We start from the raw sequence: 15,935 nt of genomic DNA, 5'->3' as shown, positions 1-15,935 counted from the left end.
CCGCCGTCCCGGACCGTGTGCCCCGGCGAGCCCGGCCGTCCGGCGCGGATAGACTCCGAGCGCCCCAGGACCCCCGCCGCAAGGAGCGCCGCCGTGGCCCGTGTCGTCGTCGACGTCATGCCCAAGCCCGAGATCCTCGACCCGCAGGGCAAGGCGGTCCACGGAGCGCTGCCACGGCTCGGCTTCACGGGCGTCTCCGACGTCCGCCAGGGCAAGCGCTTCGAGCTCGAGGTCGAGGGCGAGGCCACCGACGAGGTGCTCGCCGAGGTGCGGAAGATGGCCGAGACGCTGCTCTCCAACCCGGTGATCGAGAACTTCACGGTGCGCGTCGAGGGCGACCGGGCATGAGGGTCGGGGTCGTCACCTTCCCCGGGTCCCTCGACGACGCCGACGCCCAGCGCGCCGTGCGGATCGGCGGCCACGACGCCGTACCGCTCTGGCACGGCGACCACGACCTGCGCGGGGTCGACGCCGTGGTGCTGCCGGGCGGCTTCTCGTACGGCGACTACCTGCGCTGCGGTGCGATCAGCCGGTTCTCGCCGGTGATGGCCGAGGTGGTGGGGGCGGCGGGCCGCGGCCTGCCCGTGCTCGGGATCTGCAACGGGTTCCAGATCCTGTGCGAGTCGCACCTGCTGCCCGGCGCGCTGATCCGCAACGACCACCGGAAGTTCGTGTGCCGCGACCAGCGGCTGCGGATCGAGAACAACCGCACCGCCTGGACGTCGGGCTACCAGGCCGGCGCCGAGATCACCATCGTGCTCAAGAACGGCGAGGGCGGCTACGTCGCCGACGAGCCCACCCTCGACCGGCTGGAGGGCGAGGGCCGGGTGGTGGCGCGCTACCTCGACGACAACCCCAACGGCTCCCTGCGCGACATCGCCGGCGTCACCAACGAGCGCGGCAACGTCGTCGGCCTGATGCCCCATCCCGAGCACGCCGTCGAGGACCTCACCGGCTCCGGCACCGACGGCCTGGGCTTCTTCACCTCCCTCGCGGTCGGCGCGTTCGGCTGAGGGGGGTGGGCGGTTTCCCCGGCCGGCCGGGGAAACCGGAGGCTTGTGCCGGAAGCAACCGTCACGAACCTCCAGACTCGCACACGAACCTCAGCGGCGGCCCTTGCGCAGCGCCTTCCACGACTTCGCGGTGACGATGCCCGACGTGCGGTGGTCGACCCGGCCCTGCCACTTCCTCAGCGCCGACGCGGTCGCGGCGTTGAAGACGCCCGTCACCTTCAGCCCCGCCGACCCCGAGGCGGCGTTGAGCGCCCGCTGCACGCGGCGGACCGGCTCGCCGGCCGACCCGAGCTTGAGGACCGGGCGCGAGCCGGTGGCGGTGAGGCCCATCCAGTGCCGGCGGCTCCAGGTGGTGCTGGCGGAGTAGCCGTGGGCCCGCTGCCAGCGCGCGGCCGCGGCGCGGGTCCGGTTGTTGTACGAGCCGTTGACCGCGCCGCCGTACTCGCCGGACTCCTTCAGGAAGCACTGCAGGGCCGAGACCCGGCCGCCGAGCGCGCTGCCGGGTTCGATCGCCGCGTAGTTGCGGAAGTCGACCCGGGTGCTGCCGCAGTGCTCGACGCGCGCTGCCCACGACCCCTTGCCGAGGTCGAGCCAGTTGCTGTCGATGTTGATGGTGACCCCGCCCCAGGTCTCGGTGTGCCCGCCGCGGTACTGCTTCATCCGGCCGCCAGGCAGCCAGCCGTCGTCGCGGATGTAGTCGGTCCGGGTGTTGGCACGACCGTCCCAGCGGGCGATCCAGATCCGGTCGGGGAGGGTGAAGGCGTCGGGCCGGTTGACCCGCACGTTGTCGAGCATCTTGATGCCGGAGCCGGCGCTGGAGTAGACGCCGGAGACGTAGTCGAGGGCGTGCAGCCTGGTCGTCCAGGCGGACAGGAACGCCAGCGCGGACTCGCGGCAGCGGGTGTTGGTGAGGTCGAAGCCCTCGAGGTCGTACCAGAGGGTGCTGCGCTTGACGATGCCGAGCCGCTGCGCCGTCCGCACCGTCTGGCCGGCCCAGTACCGGGCCTGCTTGCGGGCCTTGGCGTAGTTCCCGTTCGCGCCCGGACGCGGATTGATCGTGCGGTCGTCCCGGTACCGGGGGAAGCTCGGGTGGCAGGACGCCTGGGGTCCGAGCGTGATCGGCAGCAGCCGCCAGCCCTTGCGGAGCTGGGTGCTGATCCACGTCGGGGTGAGGTTCGGCTGGTTGCGGCAGCCGCGGCTGTCGCCGGCGATGTAGATGCCGACGGCCAGGAACGGCGAGTGCTTCAGCCAGGTGTCCATCGCGCGCTGGCTCGGGGCGAGGCACTGGTCGAACCCGTGGCCCGTGAAGTTGCCGGGCGTCACCGGGTTGGCGGCCTCGGCCGGGACGGCGGTGGACAGGGTCGCGGCGACGGTGGCGGCGGCCACCACGGCGGCGGCGAGCGTACGGCGGAGTCGGCGGTGCGGGGTCATCGGAGGCTCCAGCGGTTCGGGGAAGACACGACACCGTAAACCCATCAGTCACACCCGTCACAGAGGTTCTGGAGAACTACAACGCAGTAGTTCGCGCGCCGCCGCGGGACGGACCGTACGCCGACGTCGGCGACCACCACCGGTAGATTGACGCGCGTGCTCGACACCGTCGCGAACGCCGCCCAGGACGCCGACCACGAGCAGCCGTGGGGGGAGCTCGGGCTCAAGGCCGACGAGTACCAGCGGATCCGCGAGATCCTCGCCCGGCGCCCGACCAGCAGCGAGCTGGCGATGTACTCGGTCATGTGGAGCGAGCACTGCTCCTACAAGAGCTCCAAGGTCCACCTGAAGCAGTTCTCGGAGATCCCGCAGGAGACCCCGGTCGGCAAGATGCTGGCCGGCATCGGCGAGAACGCCGGCGTCATCGACATCGGCCAGGGCTACGCCGTCACCTTCAAGGTCGAGAGCCACAACCACCCGTCGTACGTCGAGCCGTACCAGGGCGCGGCCACCGGGGTAGGCGGCATCGTCCGCGACATCCTCGCCATGGGCGCGCGGCCGGTCGCGGTCATGGACCCGCTCCGGTTCGGGCCCCTGGACGCCGACGACACCCACCGGGTGCTGCCCGGGATCGTCGCCGGTGTGGGTGGCTACGGCAACTGCCTGGGCCTGCCCAACATCGGCGGCGAGGCGGTCTTCGACGAGACCTACCTCGGCAACCCGCTGGTCAACGCGCTGTGTGTCGGCGTGCTGCGCCACGAGGACCTCCACCTCGCCAAGGCGGCCGGCACCGGCAACCGGGTGCTGCTGTACGGCGCCCGCACCGGCGGCGACGGCATCGGGGGCGTGAGCGTGCTGGCCAGCGAGACCTTCGAGGCGGCAGCGGAGGGCGCCTCCGGCGCCGGGGGCCCGGCCAAGCGGCCCAGCGTCCAGGTCGGCGACCCGTTCATGGAGAAGCTGCTCATCGAGTGCACCCTCGAGCTGTTCGCGGCCGGCGTGGTCACCGGCATCCAGGACCTCGGCGGCGCCGGCCTGTCGTGCGCCACCTCCGAGCTCGCCAGCGCCGGCGACGGCGGCATGCACGTCGACCTCGACCTGGTCCCGCTCCGCGACTCGACGCTCGCCCCCGAGGAGATCCTGATGAGCGAGTCCCAGGAGCGGATGATGGCGGTCGTCGAGCCCGACGACGTCCCGCGGTTCCTGGAGATCTGCGCGAAGTGGGACGTCGAGGCGACCGACATCGGCGAGGTGACCGACACCGGTCGGCTGCGGATCGACTGGCACGGCGAGCGGGTCGTGGACGTCCCGCCCCGGTCGGTCGCGCACGACGGGCCGACGTACCACCGCCCGTTCGAGCGACCGGAGTCCCAGGACGCCCTGCAGGCCGACTGGGCCGAGGACCTGCCCCGGCCCGACGACGGGGCCGGGCTGCGCGAGACCCTGCTGCGGCTGGCGGCCAGCCCCAACCTGTGCGACAAGTCGTGGATCACCGACCAGTACGACCGCTATGTCCGCGGCAACACGGTGCTCGCCCAGCCCAGCGACGCCGGCATGGTGCGGGTCGACGAGGAGACCGGCCTCGGGGTGGCGGTGTCGACCGACTGCAACGGCCGGTTCGCCCTGCTCGACCCGTACGCCGGCGCCCAGCTCGCGCTGCTGGAGAGCTACCGCAACGTGGCGACCGGGGGAGCCCGGCCGCTCGCGGTCTCGGACTGCCTCAACTTCGGCTCGCCCGAGGACCCGGGGGTGATGTGGCAGTTCGCCGAGGCGTGCCGCGGGCTCAAGGACGCCTGCGCCGAGCTCGGCATCCCGGTCACCGGCGGCAACGTCAGCCTCTACAACCAGACCGGCGACACCGCGATCCTGCCGACGCCGGTCGTGGCGGTGCTCGGGGTGATTGACGACGTCACCCGTCGTACGCCGACCGGCTTCGGCGGCGCGGGCCACCGGATCGTGCTGCTCGGCGAGACGCGGGAGGAGCTCTCCGGCTCGGAGTGGGCCCACGTCGTCCACGGCCACCTCGGCGGGCTGCCGCCGCGGGTCGACCTGCCGGCCGAGCGGGCGCTCGCCACGCTCCTCGCGGACGCCGGCCGGTCCGGGCTGCTGACCTCGGCCCACGACCTCGCCGAGGGCGGGCTGGCGCAGGCGCTGGTCGAGTCGGTGCTGCGCGCCGACGTCGGCGCCACGGTCGCTCTCGACGGCGACGCCTTCGTGGGGCTGTTCGCGGAGTCGGCGGCCCGGGCGGTCGTGACCGTCACCGAGGACGGCCTCCAGCAGCTGCTCACGATGGCCGAGGCGCTCGGCGTACCCGCGACCACGATCGGCGCCACCGGCGGCTCGACGCTGGAGGTCGAGGGCTGGTTCGACGTACCGCTGGCGGAGCTGCGCGAGGCGTGGACCGGCACCCTGCCGGCCGCCCTGGGCTGATGCTGTGCGCGTGGCCCGGCGGCAGGTGCTCACCCTCGGCGCGCTCGGCCTGGCGGGGTCGGCGCTCGGCTGCGGCGGTACTCCAGTGACGAACGGCCCCTCCAGCGGTCCTGACAGGGGCCACTTGTCACTGAACTACCGCACCGTGCGCTACGGCGACCACCCCAGCCAGTACGCCGAGCTGACCCGTCCGTCGGGCAGGCCGCGCGGGGTGGTCGTGGTGGTCCACGGCGGCTTCTGGAAGGCGGAGTACGACCTCTCGCTCGGCCGGCCGCTCGCCGCGAGCCTGGTCGAGGAGGGCTGGGTGGCCTGGAACCTGGAGTACCGCCGGGTCGGCGACGGCGGTGGCACGCCCGAGACCTTCGACGACGTCGCGGCCGGGACCGACCGCCTGGCCGACGTCGCCGGCCTGGACACCTCGGTGGTCCTCACCCTCGGTCACTCCGCGGGCGGCCACCTGGCGACCTGGGCGGCCGGCCGCCGCGGCGCCGCGGTCCCCGTCACCGGCGTGGTGTCGCAGGCCGGCGTGCTCGACCTGGTGCAGGCCGACCGGGAGGGCCTGGGGGACGGCGCCGTCCGACGGCTGCTCGGCCACCCGGCGGGACCGGAGGACGCGGCGTACGACCCGGCGCAGCAGGTGCCGCTCGACGTCCCGGTCCGGTGCGTGCACGGCACCGACGACGTCGTCGTCCCGATCGAGCAGTCCCGGGCGTACGTCGACGCCGCGACCGCGGCCGGTGCCGACGCCACGCTCACCGAGGTCGACGGCGACCACTTCGTGGTCATCGACCCGGCCTCGGCGGCCTGGGAGCAGACGCTGCGCCTCCTCGGCGACCTCGCCTGAGGAGCCGCCTCAGTAGAAGTTGCCCCGGTAGTGGGGCGCCAGCGGTGCCCGGTCCTCCCGGACCCGCAGCCCCGTGGCAGGCGGTTCGTGCCCGGTGGCGTCGCCGTTGACGGCCTCCGTCGACTGCCCGAGCTCCGTCACCACCGCGAGCAGGGCCGCCGTGTTGGCCGCCAGCGCCTCTCGGCTCACGTTGTCGAGGCCGTCGCACTCTGCGTGGTAGCAGGGGTCGTAGGGCTCGCCGGCGGTGCCGCCGAACATCGACGCTGCCTCCGAGGTCTTGGGCTCCCCGGTACCGGTGAAGATGCCACCGGCGGGAACCCCCTGCATGACGAACGGCGCGTGGTCGCTGCTGGCGGTGAGCCGGGTCTGGACCGAGCCGGTGCCGTGGTCGTCGAAGAACCTCGTGAACGCCTCCTCGATGGCACCGGCGCCCGGCGGAGGACTGCCGGAACCCCCTTCGGACTCCGAGCGGTCACCGTCGTACACGCCGAGCATGTAGTTGGGGGACGCGACCATGTCGGCGTTGAGGTAGAGCGCGACCTCGCGGAACGCCTCGGGGTCGTTGGCCATCAGGTCGTTGACGTAGTAGCGCGAGCCGAGCAGCCGCAGCTCCTCGGCACCCCACCAGGCGAACCTGATCCGGTTCGCGGGCCGCTGGTCGGCCGTCGCCAGCTCCTCGGCCGTCTCGAGGAGGGCGGCGCTGCCGGACGCGTTGTCGTTGATGCCGGGCCCTGCCTCGACGCTGTCGAGGTGGGCGCCGGCCATCACCACGTTGTCGGCGCTGCCGTCCTCGGTCTCGGCCAGGACGTTCCACGTCGTCCGCACCTCCGAGACGGTGTCGGTCACGATCGTCGCGTCGGGGCTCGTCCGGGCCAGGTCCTGCGCCGTCGGGAAGCTGACCGTGACGGCGGGGATTGCGACCGGTCCGCGCAGGTCTCCGAGGAACAGCTCCTGACGGCCCTCGTCGGTCGAGTCGCCCTGGTTGGAGACGATGGCCGCGACCGCGCCGGCGTCCTCCGCGTGGCCCACCTTCTGGCCGAACGGGCAGCCGCCGCGCTGCAGGAGGGCGATGTCGCCGTCCGGGAACTCGGCGAAGTCCGAGGCCTCGCACCCGCTGTCGGAGGCGGCCGGCGTGTCCAGCGCGAGGTCGACGCCGGTGACGGTGCCGGACGCCCGCCCGGCACCGGAGTAGGTCATCAGGGAGAAGTCCTCGCCCTGCACGAGGGTCACGTCGTCGGGGTCGGTCAGCTCGACGCTGGCGTCCCCGAGGGGCTGGAAGTAGGGGTACTCGAAGGTCTGCACGACCGGCCAGTAGCCGGCGCGCTCGAGGCGGGACACCACGTAGTCGCGCGAGGCCTCGTAACCGGGCTCTCCGCTGGCCCGGTTGCCGTGCGTCGCGCCGATCTCGGCGAACGCCACCACGTGCTCGTAGGCGCCTCCGACGGCCTCGGCCCCCGGCGAGGGGATGCGGGACTCGGGCGCCTCCGAGCCGTTCCGGGGGTCGCGCACCTCGGACCCCGCACGGGGTTCGGGCTCGGTGGACGTGGGCTCCACCTGGCAACCGGCGGCCGCGACCACCAGGGCACCGAGCACGGCGGCGCCGCCGGCCAGGCGCGCTCGCGTCGCGTCGCTGCTCACGTGACTCCCCCCGTGGACGCAGAGCCCGGCATCCTGCCTCGGGCTCGCTGTCTGCCAAGGAATGTAGGTCGCGGACCGCCCCCGCACAAGCGTGACCAGACACGCCCCGCCCGGTCGCCGCGCCGGCCCCTCTAGGCTCGGCGTGTGCCTGCCCGCCTGCGCCCCGCCGGTGCCGAGGAGGTGGCCCACGCCCTCGAGCGCCGCGACTCCGCCGACGTCCGGCTGCTGGTCAAGCACTTCCTCGCGGTGCTCTCCGAGCGGGCGCCGGGGAGGTCGGTCGAGGTCCGGGTGCCCCCGTACGCCGCCGCGCAGGTCGTCGAGGGGGTGCGCCACACCCGCGGCACACCGCCGGCGGTCGTGGAGACCGATGCCGCCACCTGGCTGGACCTGGCCACCGGGGTGACCCGCTGGTCCGAGGCCGTCGCCGCCGGACGGGTCCGCGCGTCCGGCGAGCGCACCGACCTGTCGGCGTACCTGCCGCTGCTGGAGGAGGAGCGATGATCGTCTCGTACCCGGACGCCGAGCTGCGCGACGCCGTCGGCGAGGTCGCCGGGACCGAGCCCGTGGTCTGGGACGGCCGGTCCGAGCCCGACCCGGGGATCGAGGTGTGCGTGCCCGACTACCGCAGCCTGCGGACCTTCCGGCGGCTCGGCGAGCTGCCGCGGCTGCGGGTGGTGCAGACCCAGCTGGCGGGGTACGACGGACAGCTCGAGCTGCTGCCGGAGGGCGTGACCCTGTGCAACGCCTCGGGCGTCCACGACGACGCGACGGCCGAGCATGCCGTGGGCCTGCTGCTGGCGGTGTTGCGCCGGGTGCCCGAGGCGGTGCGCGGCCACGGCAGCTGGCAGGACCTGCGGGTCGGCATGCGCTCGCTGGCCGACTCCCACGTGCTGGTGCTCGGCTACGGGTCGATCGGCCGGGCGCTGGGCCACCGGCTGCTCGCGCACGGGGCCCGGGTCACGGCCGTCGCCACCCGGGCCCGTGACGACGACCTGGTCGGGCCGGTCCACCCGGTCGAGGAGCTGCCGGCGCTGCTGCCCGCCCAGCACGCCGTGGTCGTGCTGCTGCCGCTGGACGACGCCACCCACGGCTTCGTCGGGACCGAGCTGCTGGCCGCGCTGCCCGACGGTGCGGTCGTCGTGAACGTCGCCCGCGGCGGCGTCGTCGACACCGAGGCGGTGATCGCCGAGGCCGGCCGGCTGCGGTTCGCGCTCGACGTGACCGACCCGGAGCCGCTCCCCGACGGCCACCCGCTCTGGGACGCCCCCGGCGTGCTGATCACCCCGCACGTCGCCGGAGGCACCACCGCGATGCTGCCCCGGATGTCGGCCCTGGTCCGCGAGCAGTTCGAGCGCCTCGTCGCCGGCCACCCGCTGCGCAACGTGATCGCCGGGCCGGGCTAGCGAGCCGTCAGCGCCCGACGAACGTCGCGAACGCCGACACCAGCAGGTCGAGGTCCTCCTCGGTCGCGACGAGCGGCGGGGCGAGCCGGACGGTCTGGCCGTGGGCCTCCTTGGCGAGGATGCCCTGGTCGAGCAGCGACTCGGTGACGTCGCGGCCGGTGGCCAGCTCCGGGTCGATGTCGATGCCGGCCCACAGCCCGCGGACGCGGACCTCGTCGAGGCCCTGTCCGACCAGCGGCTCCAGCCCTGCGGCGAGGTGGGCGCCGAGCTTCTCGGCCCGGGACTGGTACTCGCCGGTCTGCAGGATCCTGACGACCTCGTGGCCGATCGCGGCCGCCAACGGGTTGCCGCCGAACGTGGAGCCGTGGCTGCCGGGCGTGATGACCTCGAGCACGTCGCCGTTGGCCGCGACCGCCGAGACCGGGTAGAGGCCGCCGCCGAGCGCCTTGCCGAGGATGTACATGTCGGGCACGACGTCCTCGTGGTCGCAGGCGAACGTGCGGCCGGTGCGGGCCAGGCCGGACTGGATCTCGTCGGCCAGCATCAGCACGTTCTCGCTGTTGCACAGGGTGCGGACGTCGTGGAGGAAGCCGTCGGGCGGGATGATCACGCCGCCCTCGCCCTGGATCGGCTCGAGCAGCACCGCGACGGTGTCCTCGTCGACGGCGGCACGCAGCGCCTCGATGTCGCCGTACGGCACCAGCCGGAAGCCGGGGGTGTACGGCGCGTAGTGCTGCGTGGCGACGGAGTCGGTCGAGAACGACACGATGGTGGTGGTCCGGCCGTGGAAGTTGCCCTCCATCGCCACGATGTTGGCGCGCTCCTCGTGGACCCCCTTCACCAGGTAGCCCCACTTGCGGGCCACCTTGATCGCGGTCTCGACGGCCTCGGCGCCGGAGTTCATCGGCAGGATCATCTCCTTGCCGGTGAGCGCCGCCAGGTCGCGGGCGAACGGGCCGAGCTGGTCGTTGTAGAACGCCCGCGAGGTCAGGGTCAGCCGGTCGAGCTGCTCGTGGGCCCGCTTGAGCAGCTGCGGATGGCCGTGGCCGAAGTTGAGGGCGGAGTAGCCGGCGAGGCAGTCGAGGTAGCGGCGCCCCTCGACGTCGCTCACCCAGGCGCCCTGGCCCTCTGTCAGCACCACTCGCAGCGGGTGGTAGTTGTGGGCCGCGTACCCCTCGGTGAGCTCGATGTGCGCCGCGGTGGCGTTCTGGCTGCGGGTGATCTGGTCGGTCATGTGGCCATGATGAGGCACGAGTGGCGGATCGGCCACAACTGCGGCCGGACCGGCTCCGGCGCCTGCCCGACCGGCCGTGTCCCGGGGCCGACCGATACGTTGGCGGCCATGGCGCACCCCCCCTCCTCCGACCAGCTCCGCACCCGGGTGGCCGAGGTGCTGCCCGGCATCCGACGCGACCTCGAGGACCTGGTCCGGATCGAGTCGGTGAGCGCCGACCCGGCCCGGTCGGGGGAGGTGCAGCGCAGCGCGGAGGCGGTGCGCGCCCTCTTCGAGGCCGAGGGCTGCCGGACCGAGGTGGTGACCGCCTCGGGCGGCGCCCCGGCCGTGATCGCCCACAAGCCCGGGCCCGCCCGGTCGCCCACCGTGCTGCTCTACGCCCACCACGACGTCCAGCCCGAGAACGACCACGCCGAGTGGGACTCCCCGCCGTTCGAGCCCACCGAGCGCGACGGCCGGCTGTACGGCCGCGGCGCCGCCGACGACAAGGCGGGCATCGTCGCCCACCTCGCGGCGCTGCGGGTCTTCGGCGACGACCTGCCGGTCGGCGTCACCCTGTTCATCGAGGGGGAGGAGGAGGTCGGCTCCGACACCCTCGTCGACCTGCTGAAGGAGCACCACGAGCGCCTCGCCGCCGACGTGATCGTGATCGCCGACTCCGGCAACTGGGACATCGGCGTCCCGGCCCTCACCACCAGCCTGCGCGGGCTGGTGCGGGCCGACGTCGAGGTCCGCACCCTCACCCACGCCGTCCACTCCGGCATGTGGGGCGGCCTGGTCCCCGACGCGCTGATGGCGCTGAGCCGGTTGCTGACCAGCCTCCACGACGACGCCGGCAACGTGGCCGTCGCGGGGCTCCACCACGGCCCCGCGGCCGACGTCGTCTACCCCGAGGAGCGGCTGCGCGCGGAGTCAGGGGCGCTCCCCGGCGTGCACTGGGTGGGCGACGGCTCGGCCGTCGAGCGGCTCTGGACCCGACCTGCCCTGACGGTCACCGGCCTCGACGCTCCCCAGGTCGACGGCGCCAGCAACACCCTGGTCGCCGCCGCGCGGGCCAAGCTCAGCCTGCGGATCGCTCCCGGCGACACCACGGCCAACGCGGTCGAGTGCCTGCGCCGGCACTGCGAGCAGCACGTCCCGTGGGGAGCCGACCTGACGTTCACCGTCGTCGACACCGGCGAGGCCACCCGGATCGACGCCTCCGGCCCGGCGTACGACGCGGCGCGGCGCGCCTTCGCCGAGGCCTGGGACGGCACCGAGCCGGTCGACATGGGTGTCGGTGGCTCGATCCCCTTCATCGCCGAGTTCCTGGAGGCCTTCCCCGAGGCGTCGGTCCTGGTCACCGGCGTCGAGGACCCCGACACCCGCGCCCACGGCGCCAACGAGGGGCTGCACCTCGCGGAGTTCGAGCGCGTCGTCCTGGCGGAGGCCCTGCTGCTGGCCGGACTCGGGGCGGAGTAGCCCACAGGCCCGGTGACGCCGGCCCCTGAGGTACGCGCAAGGCCTACGCCGACACCGAGGCAGACCCGGAGTCGATCCGGCTGGGTTGCGGAGCGGATGTGCCCGCCCTCAGGCCGCCATGGCGCGCCGCACCTCGTCCCAGCGCGGGTTGGTGAGCCAGCGTCCGTTGACGTGCACGGTGGGCGAGATCTCCAGACCGCCGTTGACGGCGCGCACCTGCGCCGCGCCCTCCTCGTCCTCGCGGAACCGGACGGAGGTGTGGGGGATGCGCCGCATCGTGAGCGCCGTGCGCAGCCGGATGCCGAAGGGGCAGCCGGGCTTGTAGTAGAGCACGGGTGCAGCCATGGCACTCATCCCTTTCGGCATAGTGAAACTATGACGAGCAGAGTGCTACCTTGCTCGAGTGACTGTCAAGACCCCGATCGGTCATCGACAGCGCCAGGCCGAGGAGACCAAGGCGCAGGTGGCCCGGACCGCGCGCCGGCTGTTCGCCGAGCGTGGCTACCTCGCGACGACGGTCGCCGCGATCTCCGAGGAGGCCGGGATCCCCGAGCAGACGATCTACTCGGCCCTCGGGAGCAAGGCGCGGATCCTCGAGCGGATCACGGCCCAGTGGATGGTGGACGCCGACACCGCAACCCTGGCCGAGCGGTCGCACGAAGCGCCGGAGGCCGCCGACCGGGTGCGCCTGCTGGCCACGATCAACCGGCGCCAGCTGGAGGTCGGCTGGGACGTGATCGGCATCTACCAGGAGGCCGGCCGCGCCGACGCCGGGATGGCCCGGACGCTGCGCCGCGTCCTGGCCGCTCGCGAGGGCGAGGTCCGCAGGCTGCTGCTCACCGTGAAGGACGATCTCGCGCCGGGCGTGACCGTCCGGCGCGCCCTCGACGTCACGCTGGCGCTGATGAACATCGAGGCCTACCGCCTGCTCGTCAACGAGCGGGGATGGACCCCGGCGCGCTACGAGTCCTGGCTCGGCGACCTCCTCGTGAGCCAGCTGCTCCGCTGACCGCGCTCAGGCCGGCGGGGCCGGCAGCGTCACGGTGAACACGCTGCCCCGCCCGACCTCGGAGTCGACCCTGATCCGGCCGTCGTGCCGGTCGACGATCCGCCTGACGATCGCCAGGCCCAGACCGGTCCCGGGCTCGCGGACCGCCTCGGGGTTGGTGGAGCGGAAGAACTCGTCGAACAGGTGCTCCTGGTCGTCGGCGGAGATGCCGAGACCCTCGTCGCTGACCGTGACGTGGACGCCCTCGTCGTCGCGCCAGAGGCGTACGCCGACGGAGCCGCCGGGGGCGGTGTACTTGACCGCGTTGCTCAGCAGGTTGGTCACGACCCGGTCGATCTCCCAGGCGTCGCCGTGGGCCACCAACCAGCCACCCGACACCTCGGTCGTGATCGGGATGCCCTTCTGCCGCGCCTGGACGTCGATCAGGTCGACCACCTCGGCCACGAGCGGCACCAGGTCGACCGGCGCGGGGATGATGGCGTGGCTCGGGTCGCCCACCTTCGAGAGCAGCAGCAGGTCGTCGACGACCCGGCCCAGCCGGGTGGCTCCACGGGACATCGCCTCGACGGCCGAACGGGAGCCGGGGCCCAGCTCGGGCGAGGACTGGAGCATCTCGAGGTAGCCGCTGACCGCTGCGAGCGGGTTCTTGAGCTCGTGGGACACCGTCCCGATGAGCTGTCCCTTGTAGGCGTCGAGGGCCCGCAGCTCGACGACCAGCTGGTGCTCGCGCTCGAAGTTCCGCGCGTTCAGCACCACCCGCCCGAGGTCGTGGCCGATGTCGAGGGCCGCCGTACGGTCGAGCTCGGACCACTCGGGGTCGCCGTCGGCCCGGGTCAGCACGAGGTTGCCGAGGCACTCCGACCCGGCCCCGAGGGGCACGAAGAGCAGCGAGCCGACGCCGATGGCGTCGAGGAACGCGACGATCCTGCGGTGGTCGTCCTCGGCGAGGACGTCGTGCGCCGGTCGGTCGCCGGTCACGACGACGACGCTCTGGTCGGCCCAGGCCCGGCGCGCGGCACGCTCGGCGAGCCCGACCAGCCCGTCGGGGAGCCGGACGTCGATCCCGGCCGAGGAGTGGATCGCCCCGGTGCCGGCGCCGTCCTCGTCGAAGGTCTGGATCCAGGAGCCCCGGGACCGGAAGCCCTCCACCAGGCCCTGCTGGCAGTCCTGCAGGATCCGGTCGAGTCCCTCCTGGGCGTTGGCCTGGCGGACGATCGTCCGGGCGGTCTCGGCCAGCCGGACCTGCTCGGCGAGCTCCTCCCGCTCCAGCGCGGTCACCACCGCCCGGCCGGCCTGGGCGGCGAACCGCTCCAGCAGCCGCCGCTGCTCGGGTCCGGGGCGGCGGCCGTCGTCGGGGAGGTCGATCGCCAGCGTCCCACGCAGCGTCCCCTGGTCGTCGTGCAGCAGCGCGACGAGCAGGTCGAGCGGGTGCCAGGCGTCGGGGGCGTCGATCGGCTCGATGTCGGGGACGGCCCAGCCGTACTCCTCGCCGACCTCCTGGGTCTCGAGGAGCTCGTGGGGCAGGAACCGGAACTGGCCCCACACCTCGGCCTTCTCGATCTCGAGCAGCAGGCTCTTGAGCGGCGTACGGCGCCCGATGATGATCTCGCCGGTGAGGTCGTCACCGGCGTCGGCGATGACCTCGAGCTCCTGGGTGCCGTCGGGGGACGTGCGCACGACGCTGATGCAGGCGAGCTGGAAGCCCACGAGCTCCGTGACGCTCTCGGCGATCAGCTGGAGGGCGCCACGGAACATCTCCTCGGGCCCGGCGTCACGGATGGCCGTCGCCGGGCGCGCCACGTCGTCCGGTGTCATGAGCTCCTCGATAGCTCCGTAGACCCCTCCCCCACGGAGGGACCTCCGCCCCAGTGTCTCGGACGAGACCACTTCGTGTCCCGATCATGCCGCAACTGCTCCGGTTTGTATGGTGGTGCCGTGCTCCGAGCCAGCTGGAACCGTCCCGGCGACGGCCACCTCAGCGACGACCTCGACCCCCTCGACCGCGGACCGCAGGACGCCTGCGGCGTGTTCGGCGTCTGGGCGCCGGGCGAGGACGTCGCCAAGCTCACCTACTTCGGGCTGTACGCGCTCCAGCACCGGGGCCAGGAGTCGGCCGGCATCGCCGTGAGCAACGGCCGCCAGATCCTGGTCTACAAGGACATGGGCCTGGTCTCCCAGGTCTTCGACGAGACCACGCTGGCGTCGCTCAAGGGTCACGTCGCGATCGGGCACTGCCGCTACTCGACGACGGGGTCGAGCATCTGGAAGAACGCCCAGCCCACCTTCCGGCCCACCGCCGACGGCTCGATCGCGCTGGGCCACAACGGCAACCTGATCAACACCCACGAGCTCGGGGGCCTGGTCTCCCGGCTGCCGAGCGCGAGCGACGAGCTCGACATCCACGCGCGCGACCTCGAGACGTCCACCAACGACACCGGGCTGGTGACCGCCCTGCTGGCGCACCACCCCGACACCTCGCTGGAGCAGCGCGCGCTGGAGGTGCTGACCCAGCTGCGCGGTGCCTTCTGCTTCGTCTGGATGAACGAGGACACCCTGTACGCCGCCCGCGACCCGCAGGGCATCCGGCCACTCGTGCTCGGGCGGCTGGAGCGCGGCTGGGTGGTGGCGTCCGAGGACGCCGCGCTCGCCACGATCGGTGCGAGCGTCGTCCGCGAGGTCGAGCCGGGCGAGATGGTGGTCATCGACGAGAACGGGCTGCGCAGCCACCGGTTCGCGGAGCCGCAGCAGAAGGGCTGCGTGTTCGAGTACGTCTACCTCGCCCGTCCCGACGCGACGATCAGCGGCCGCAGCGTGCACGAGGCCCGGGTCGAGATGGGCCGGCGACTGGCCCGCGAGTTCCCGGTCGACGCCGACCTGGTGATGCCGGTGCCCGAGTCCGGGACCCCCGCGGCCGCGGGGTACGCCGAGGAGAGCGGCATTCCCTTCGGGCAGGGGTTCGTCAAGAACGCCTACGTCGGACGCACGTTCATCCAGCCCAGCCAGTCGCTGCGCCAGCTCGGCATCCGGCTGAAGCTCAACGCGCTCGAGCACATGATCCGCGGCAAGCGGATCGTCGTGGTCGACGACTCGATCGTCCGCGGCAACACCCAGCGCGCGCAGGTGCGGATGCTCCGCGAGGCCGGCGCCCTCGAGGTCCACGTCCGGATCTCCAGCCCGCCGGTGAAGTGGCCGTGCTTCTACGGCATCGACTTCGCCACCCGGGCCGAGCTGATCGCCAACGGGCTCGACGTCGACGAGATCGCGGCCAGCGTCGGGGCCGACACCCTGGGCTACATCTCCCTCGACGGGATGGTCCAGGCGACCGGCCAGCCGGAGGAGCGGCTGTGCCGCGCCTGCTTCACCGGCGAGTACCCCATCCCGCTGCCCGACGAGAAGCTCCTCGGCAAGCACCTCCTCGAGTCGTCACTGACGACCGAGGCGCTGCCGGTGCTCAACAACCCCTGACCGGAGGACC

At 73.1% G+C, this 15,935-nt stretch carries 14 protein-coding genes; 9 read left to right on the top strand and 5 right to left on the bottom strand.

From position 1 onward, the window contains the following. Positions 1-93: 93 nt before the first annotated feature. Together purS and purQ are read left to right on the top strand one after the other, a co-directional pair. Positions 94-348: a phosphoribosylformylglycinamidine synthase subunit PurS gene (gene purS, locus ACQ1X7_RS08350; protein WP_432477703.1), complete on the top strand. Its 255-nt coding sequence runs from the start codon at positions 94-96 to the stop codon at positions 346-348. Beyond that, positions 345-1,013 carry a phosphoribosylformylglycinamidine synthase subunit PurQ gene (gene purQ, locus ACQ1X7_RS08345; RefSeq protein ID WP_432477702.1) on the top strand — a complete coding sequence of 223 codons (669 nt, stop codon included), beginning with the start codon at positions 345-347 and terminating at the stop codon, positions 1,011-1,013. The genes purS and purQ overlap by 4 nt, the downstream gene beginning before the upstream one ends. A 90-nt stretch (positions 1,014-1,103) precedes the next feature. Here the strand turns inward: purQ and ACQ1X7_RS08340 are convergent, their stop codons facing one another. Continuing rightward, positions 1,104-2,444 carry a glycoside hydrolase domain-containing protein gene (locus tag ACQ1X7_RS08340; RefSeq protein WP_432477701.1) on the bottom strand — a complete coding sequence of 447 codons (1,341 nt, stop codon included), beginning with the start codon at positions 2,442-2,444 and terminating at the stop codon, positions 1,104-1,106. Between the two features lie 156 nt (positions 2,445-2,600). On the opposite strand from ACQ1X7_RS08340, the gene purL reads away from it, so the two are divergent. Together purL and ACQ1X7_RS08330 are read left to right on the top strand one after the other, a co-directional pair. Next, positions 2,601-4,871 carry a phosphoribosylformylglycinamidine synthase subunit PurL gene (gene purL, locus ACQ1X7_RS08335; RefSeq protein WP_432477700.1) on the top strand — a complete coding sequence of 757 codons (2,271 nt, stop codon included), beginning with the start codon at positions 2,601-2,603 and terminating at the stop codon, positions 4,869-4,871. 10 nt (positions 4,872-4,881) lie between these two features. Continuing rightward, positions 4,882-5,715 carry an alpha/beta hydrolase family protein gene (locus tag ACQ1X7_RS08330; RefSeq protein ID WP_432477699.1) on the top strand — a complete coding sequence of 278 codons (834 nt, stop codon included), beginning with the start codon at positions 4,882-4,884 and terminating at the stop codon, positions 5,713-5,715. A 9-nt stretch (positions 5,716-5,724) separates the two neighbouring features. Here the strand turns inward: ACQ1X7_RS08330 and ACQ1X7_RS08325 are convergent, their stop codons facing one another. Beyond that, positions 5,725-7,353 (bottom strand): M28 family metallopeptidase, encoded by a 1,629-nt coding sequence (locus ACQ1X7_RS08325; protein ID WP_432477698.1) that lies wholly within the window; start codon positions 7,351-7,353, stop codon positions 5,725-5,727. A gap of 144 nt (positions 7,354-7,497) precedes the next feature. Between ACQ1X7_RS08325 and ACQ1X7_RS08320 the strand changes: the two genes are divergently transcribed. After that, positions 7,498-7,854 carry a sterol carrier family protein gene (locus ACQ1X7_RS08320; RefSeq protein ID WP_432477697.1) on the top strand — a complete coding sequence of 119 codons (357 nt, stop codon included), beginning with the start codon at positions 7,498-7,500 and terminating at the stop codon, positions 7,852-7,854. Continuing rightward, the gene (locus ACQ1X7_RS08315; RefSeq protein ID WP_432477696.1) at positions 7,851-8,756 is read left to right on the top strand and encodes a 2-hydroxyacid dehydrogenase; all 906 of its coding nucleotides are present in this window, start codon (positions 7,851-7,853) and stop codon (positions 8,754-8,756) included. Before ACQ1X7_RS08320 ends, ACQ1X7_RS08315 begins: the two co-directional genes overlap by 4 nt. Positions 8,757-8,763: 7 nt before the next feature. On the opposite strand, the gene rocD is transcribed toward ACQ1X7_RS08315, so the two are convergent. Next, a complete protein-coding gene (gene rocD, locus ACQ1X7_RS08310; RefSeq protein WP_432477695.1) occupies positions 8,764-9,990 on the bottom strand; it encodes an ornithine--oxo-acid transaminase in 1,227 nt (408 codons plus the stop codon). Between the two features lie 108 nt (positions 9,991-10,098). Between rocD and ACQ1X7_RS08305 the strand changes: the two genes are divergently transcribed. Next, positions 10,099-11,451: a dipeptidase gene (locus tag ACQ1X7_RS08305; protein ID WP_432477694.1), complete on the top strand. Its 1,353-nt coding sequence runs from the start codon at positions 10,099-10,101 to the stop codon at positions 11,449-11,451. 108 nt (positions 11,452-11,559) lie between these two features. On the opposite strand, the gene ACQ1X7_RS08300 is transcribed toward ACQ1X7_RS08305, so the two are convergent. Beyond that, a complete protein-coding gene (locus ACQ1X7_RS08300; RefSeq protein ID WP_432477693.1) occupies positions 11,560-11,796 on the bottom strand; it encodes a glutaredoxin family protein in 237 nt (78 codons plus the stop codon). 58 nt (positions 11,797-11,854) lie between these two features. Between ACQ1X7_RS08300 and ACQ1X7_RS08295 the strand changes: the two genes are divergently transcribed. After that, positions 11,855-12,460 carry a TetR/AcrR family transcriptional regulator gene (locus ACQ1X7_RS08295; RefSeq protein WP_432477692.1) on the top strand — a complete coding sequence of 202 codons (606 nt, stop codon included), beginning with the start codon at positions 11,855-11,857 and terminating at the stop codon, positions 12,458-12,460. A gap of 6 nt (positions 12,461-12,466) precedes the next feature. On the opposite strand, the gene ACQ1X7_RS08290 is transcribed toward ACQ1X7_RS08295, so the two are convergent. Beyond that, positions 12,467-14,275: a sensor histidine kinase gene (locus ACQ1X7_RS08290; RefSeq protein WP_432477691.1), complete on the bottom strand. Its 1,809-nt coding sequence runs from the start codon at positions 14,273-14,275 to the stop codon at positions 12,467-12,469. A gap of 120 nt (positions 14,276-14,395) precedes the next feature. Here ACQ1X7_RS08290 and purF point away from each other — a divergent pair, with 120 nt between their 5' ends. After that, complete coding sequence (gene purF, locus ACQ1X7_RS08285) at positions 14,396-15,925, top strand: amidophosphoribosyltransferase (RefSeq protein ID WP_432477690.1); 1,530 nt, start codon at positions 14,396-14,398, stop codon at positions 15,923-15,925. Positions 15,926-15,935: the final 10 nt, after the last annotated feature.

The sequence above is a fragment of the Nocardioides sp. GXQ0305 genome (genome assembly GCF_050880345.1).
Lineage (GTDB): Bacteria > Actinomycetota > Actinomycetes > Propionibacteriales > Nocardioidaceae > Nocardioides.
Note: the sequence above shows the minus strand (reverse complement) of the source record. Positions and strands in the feature narration are given on the sequence as shown.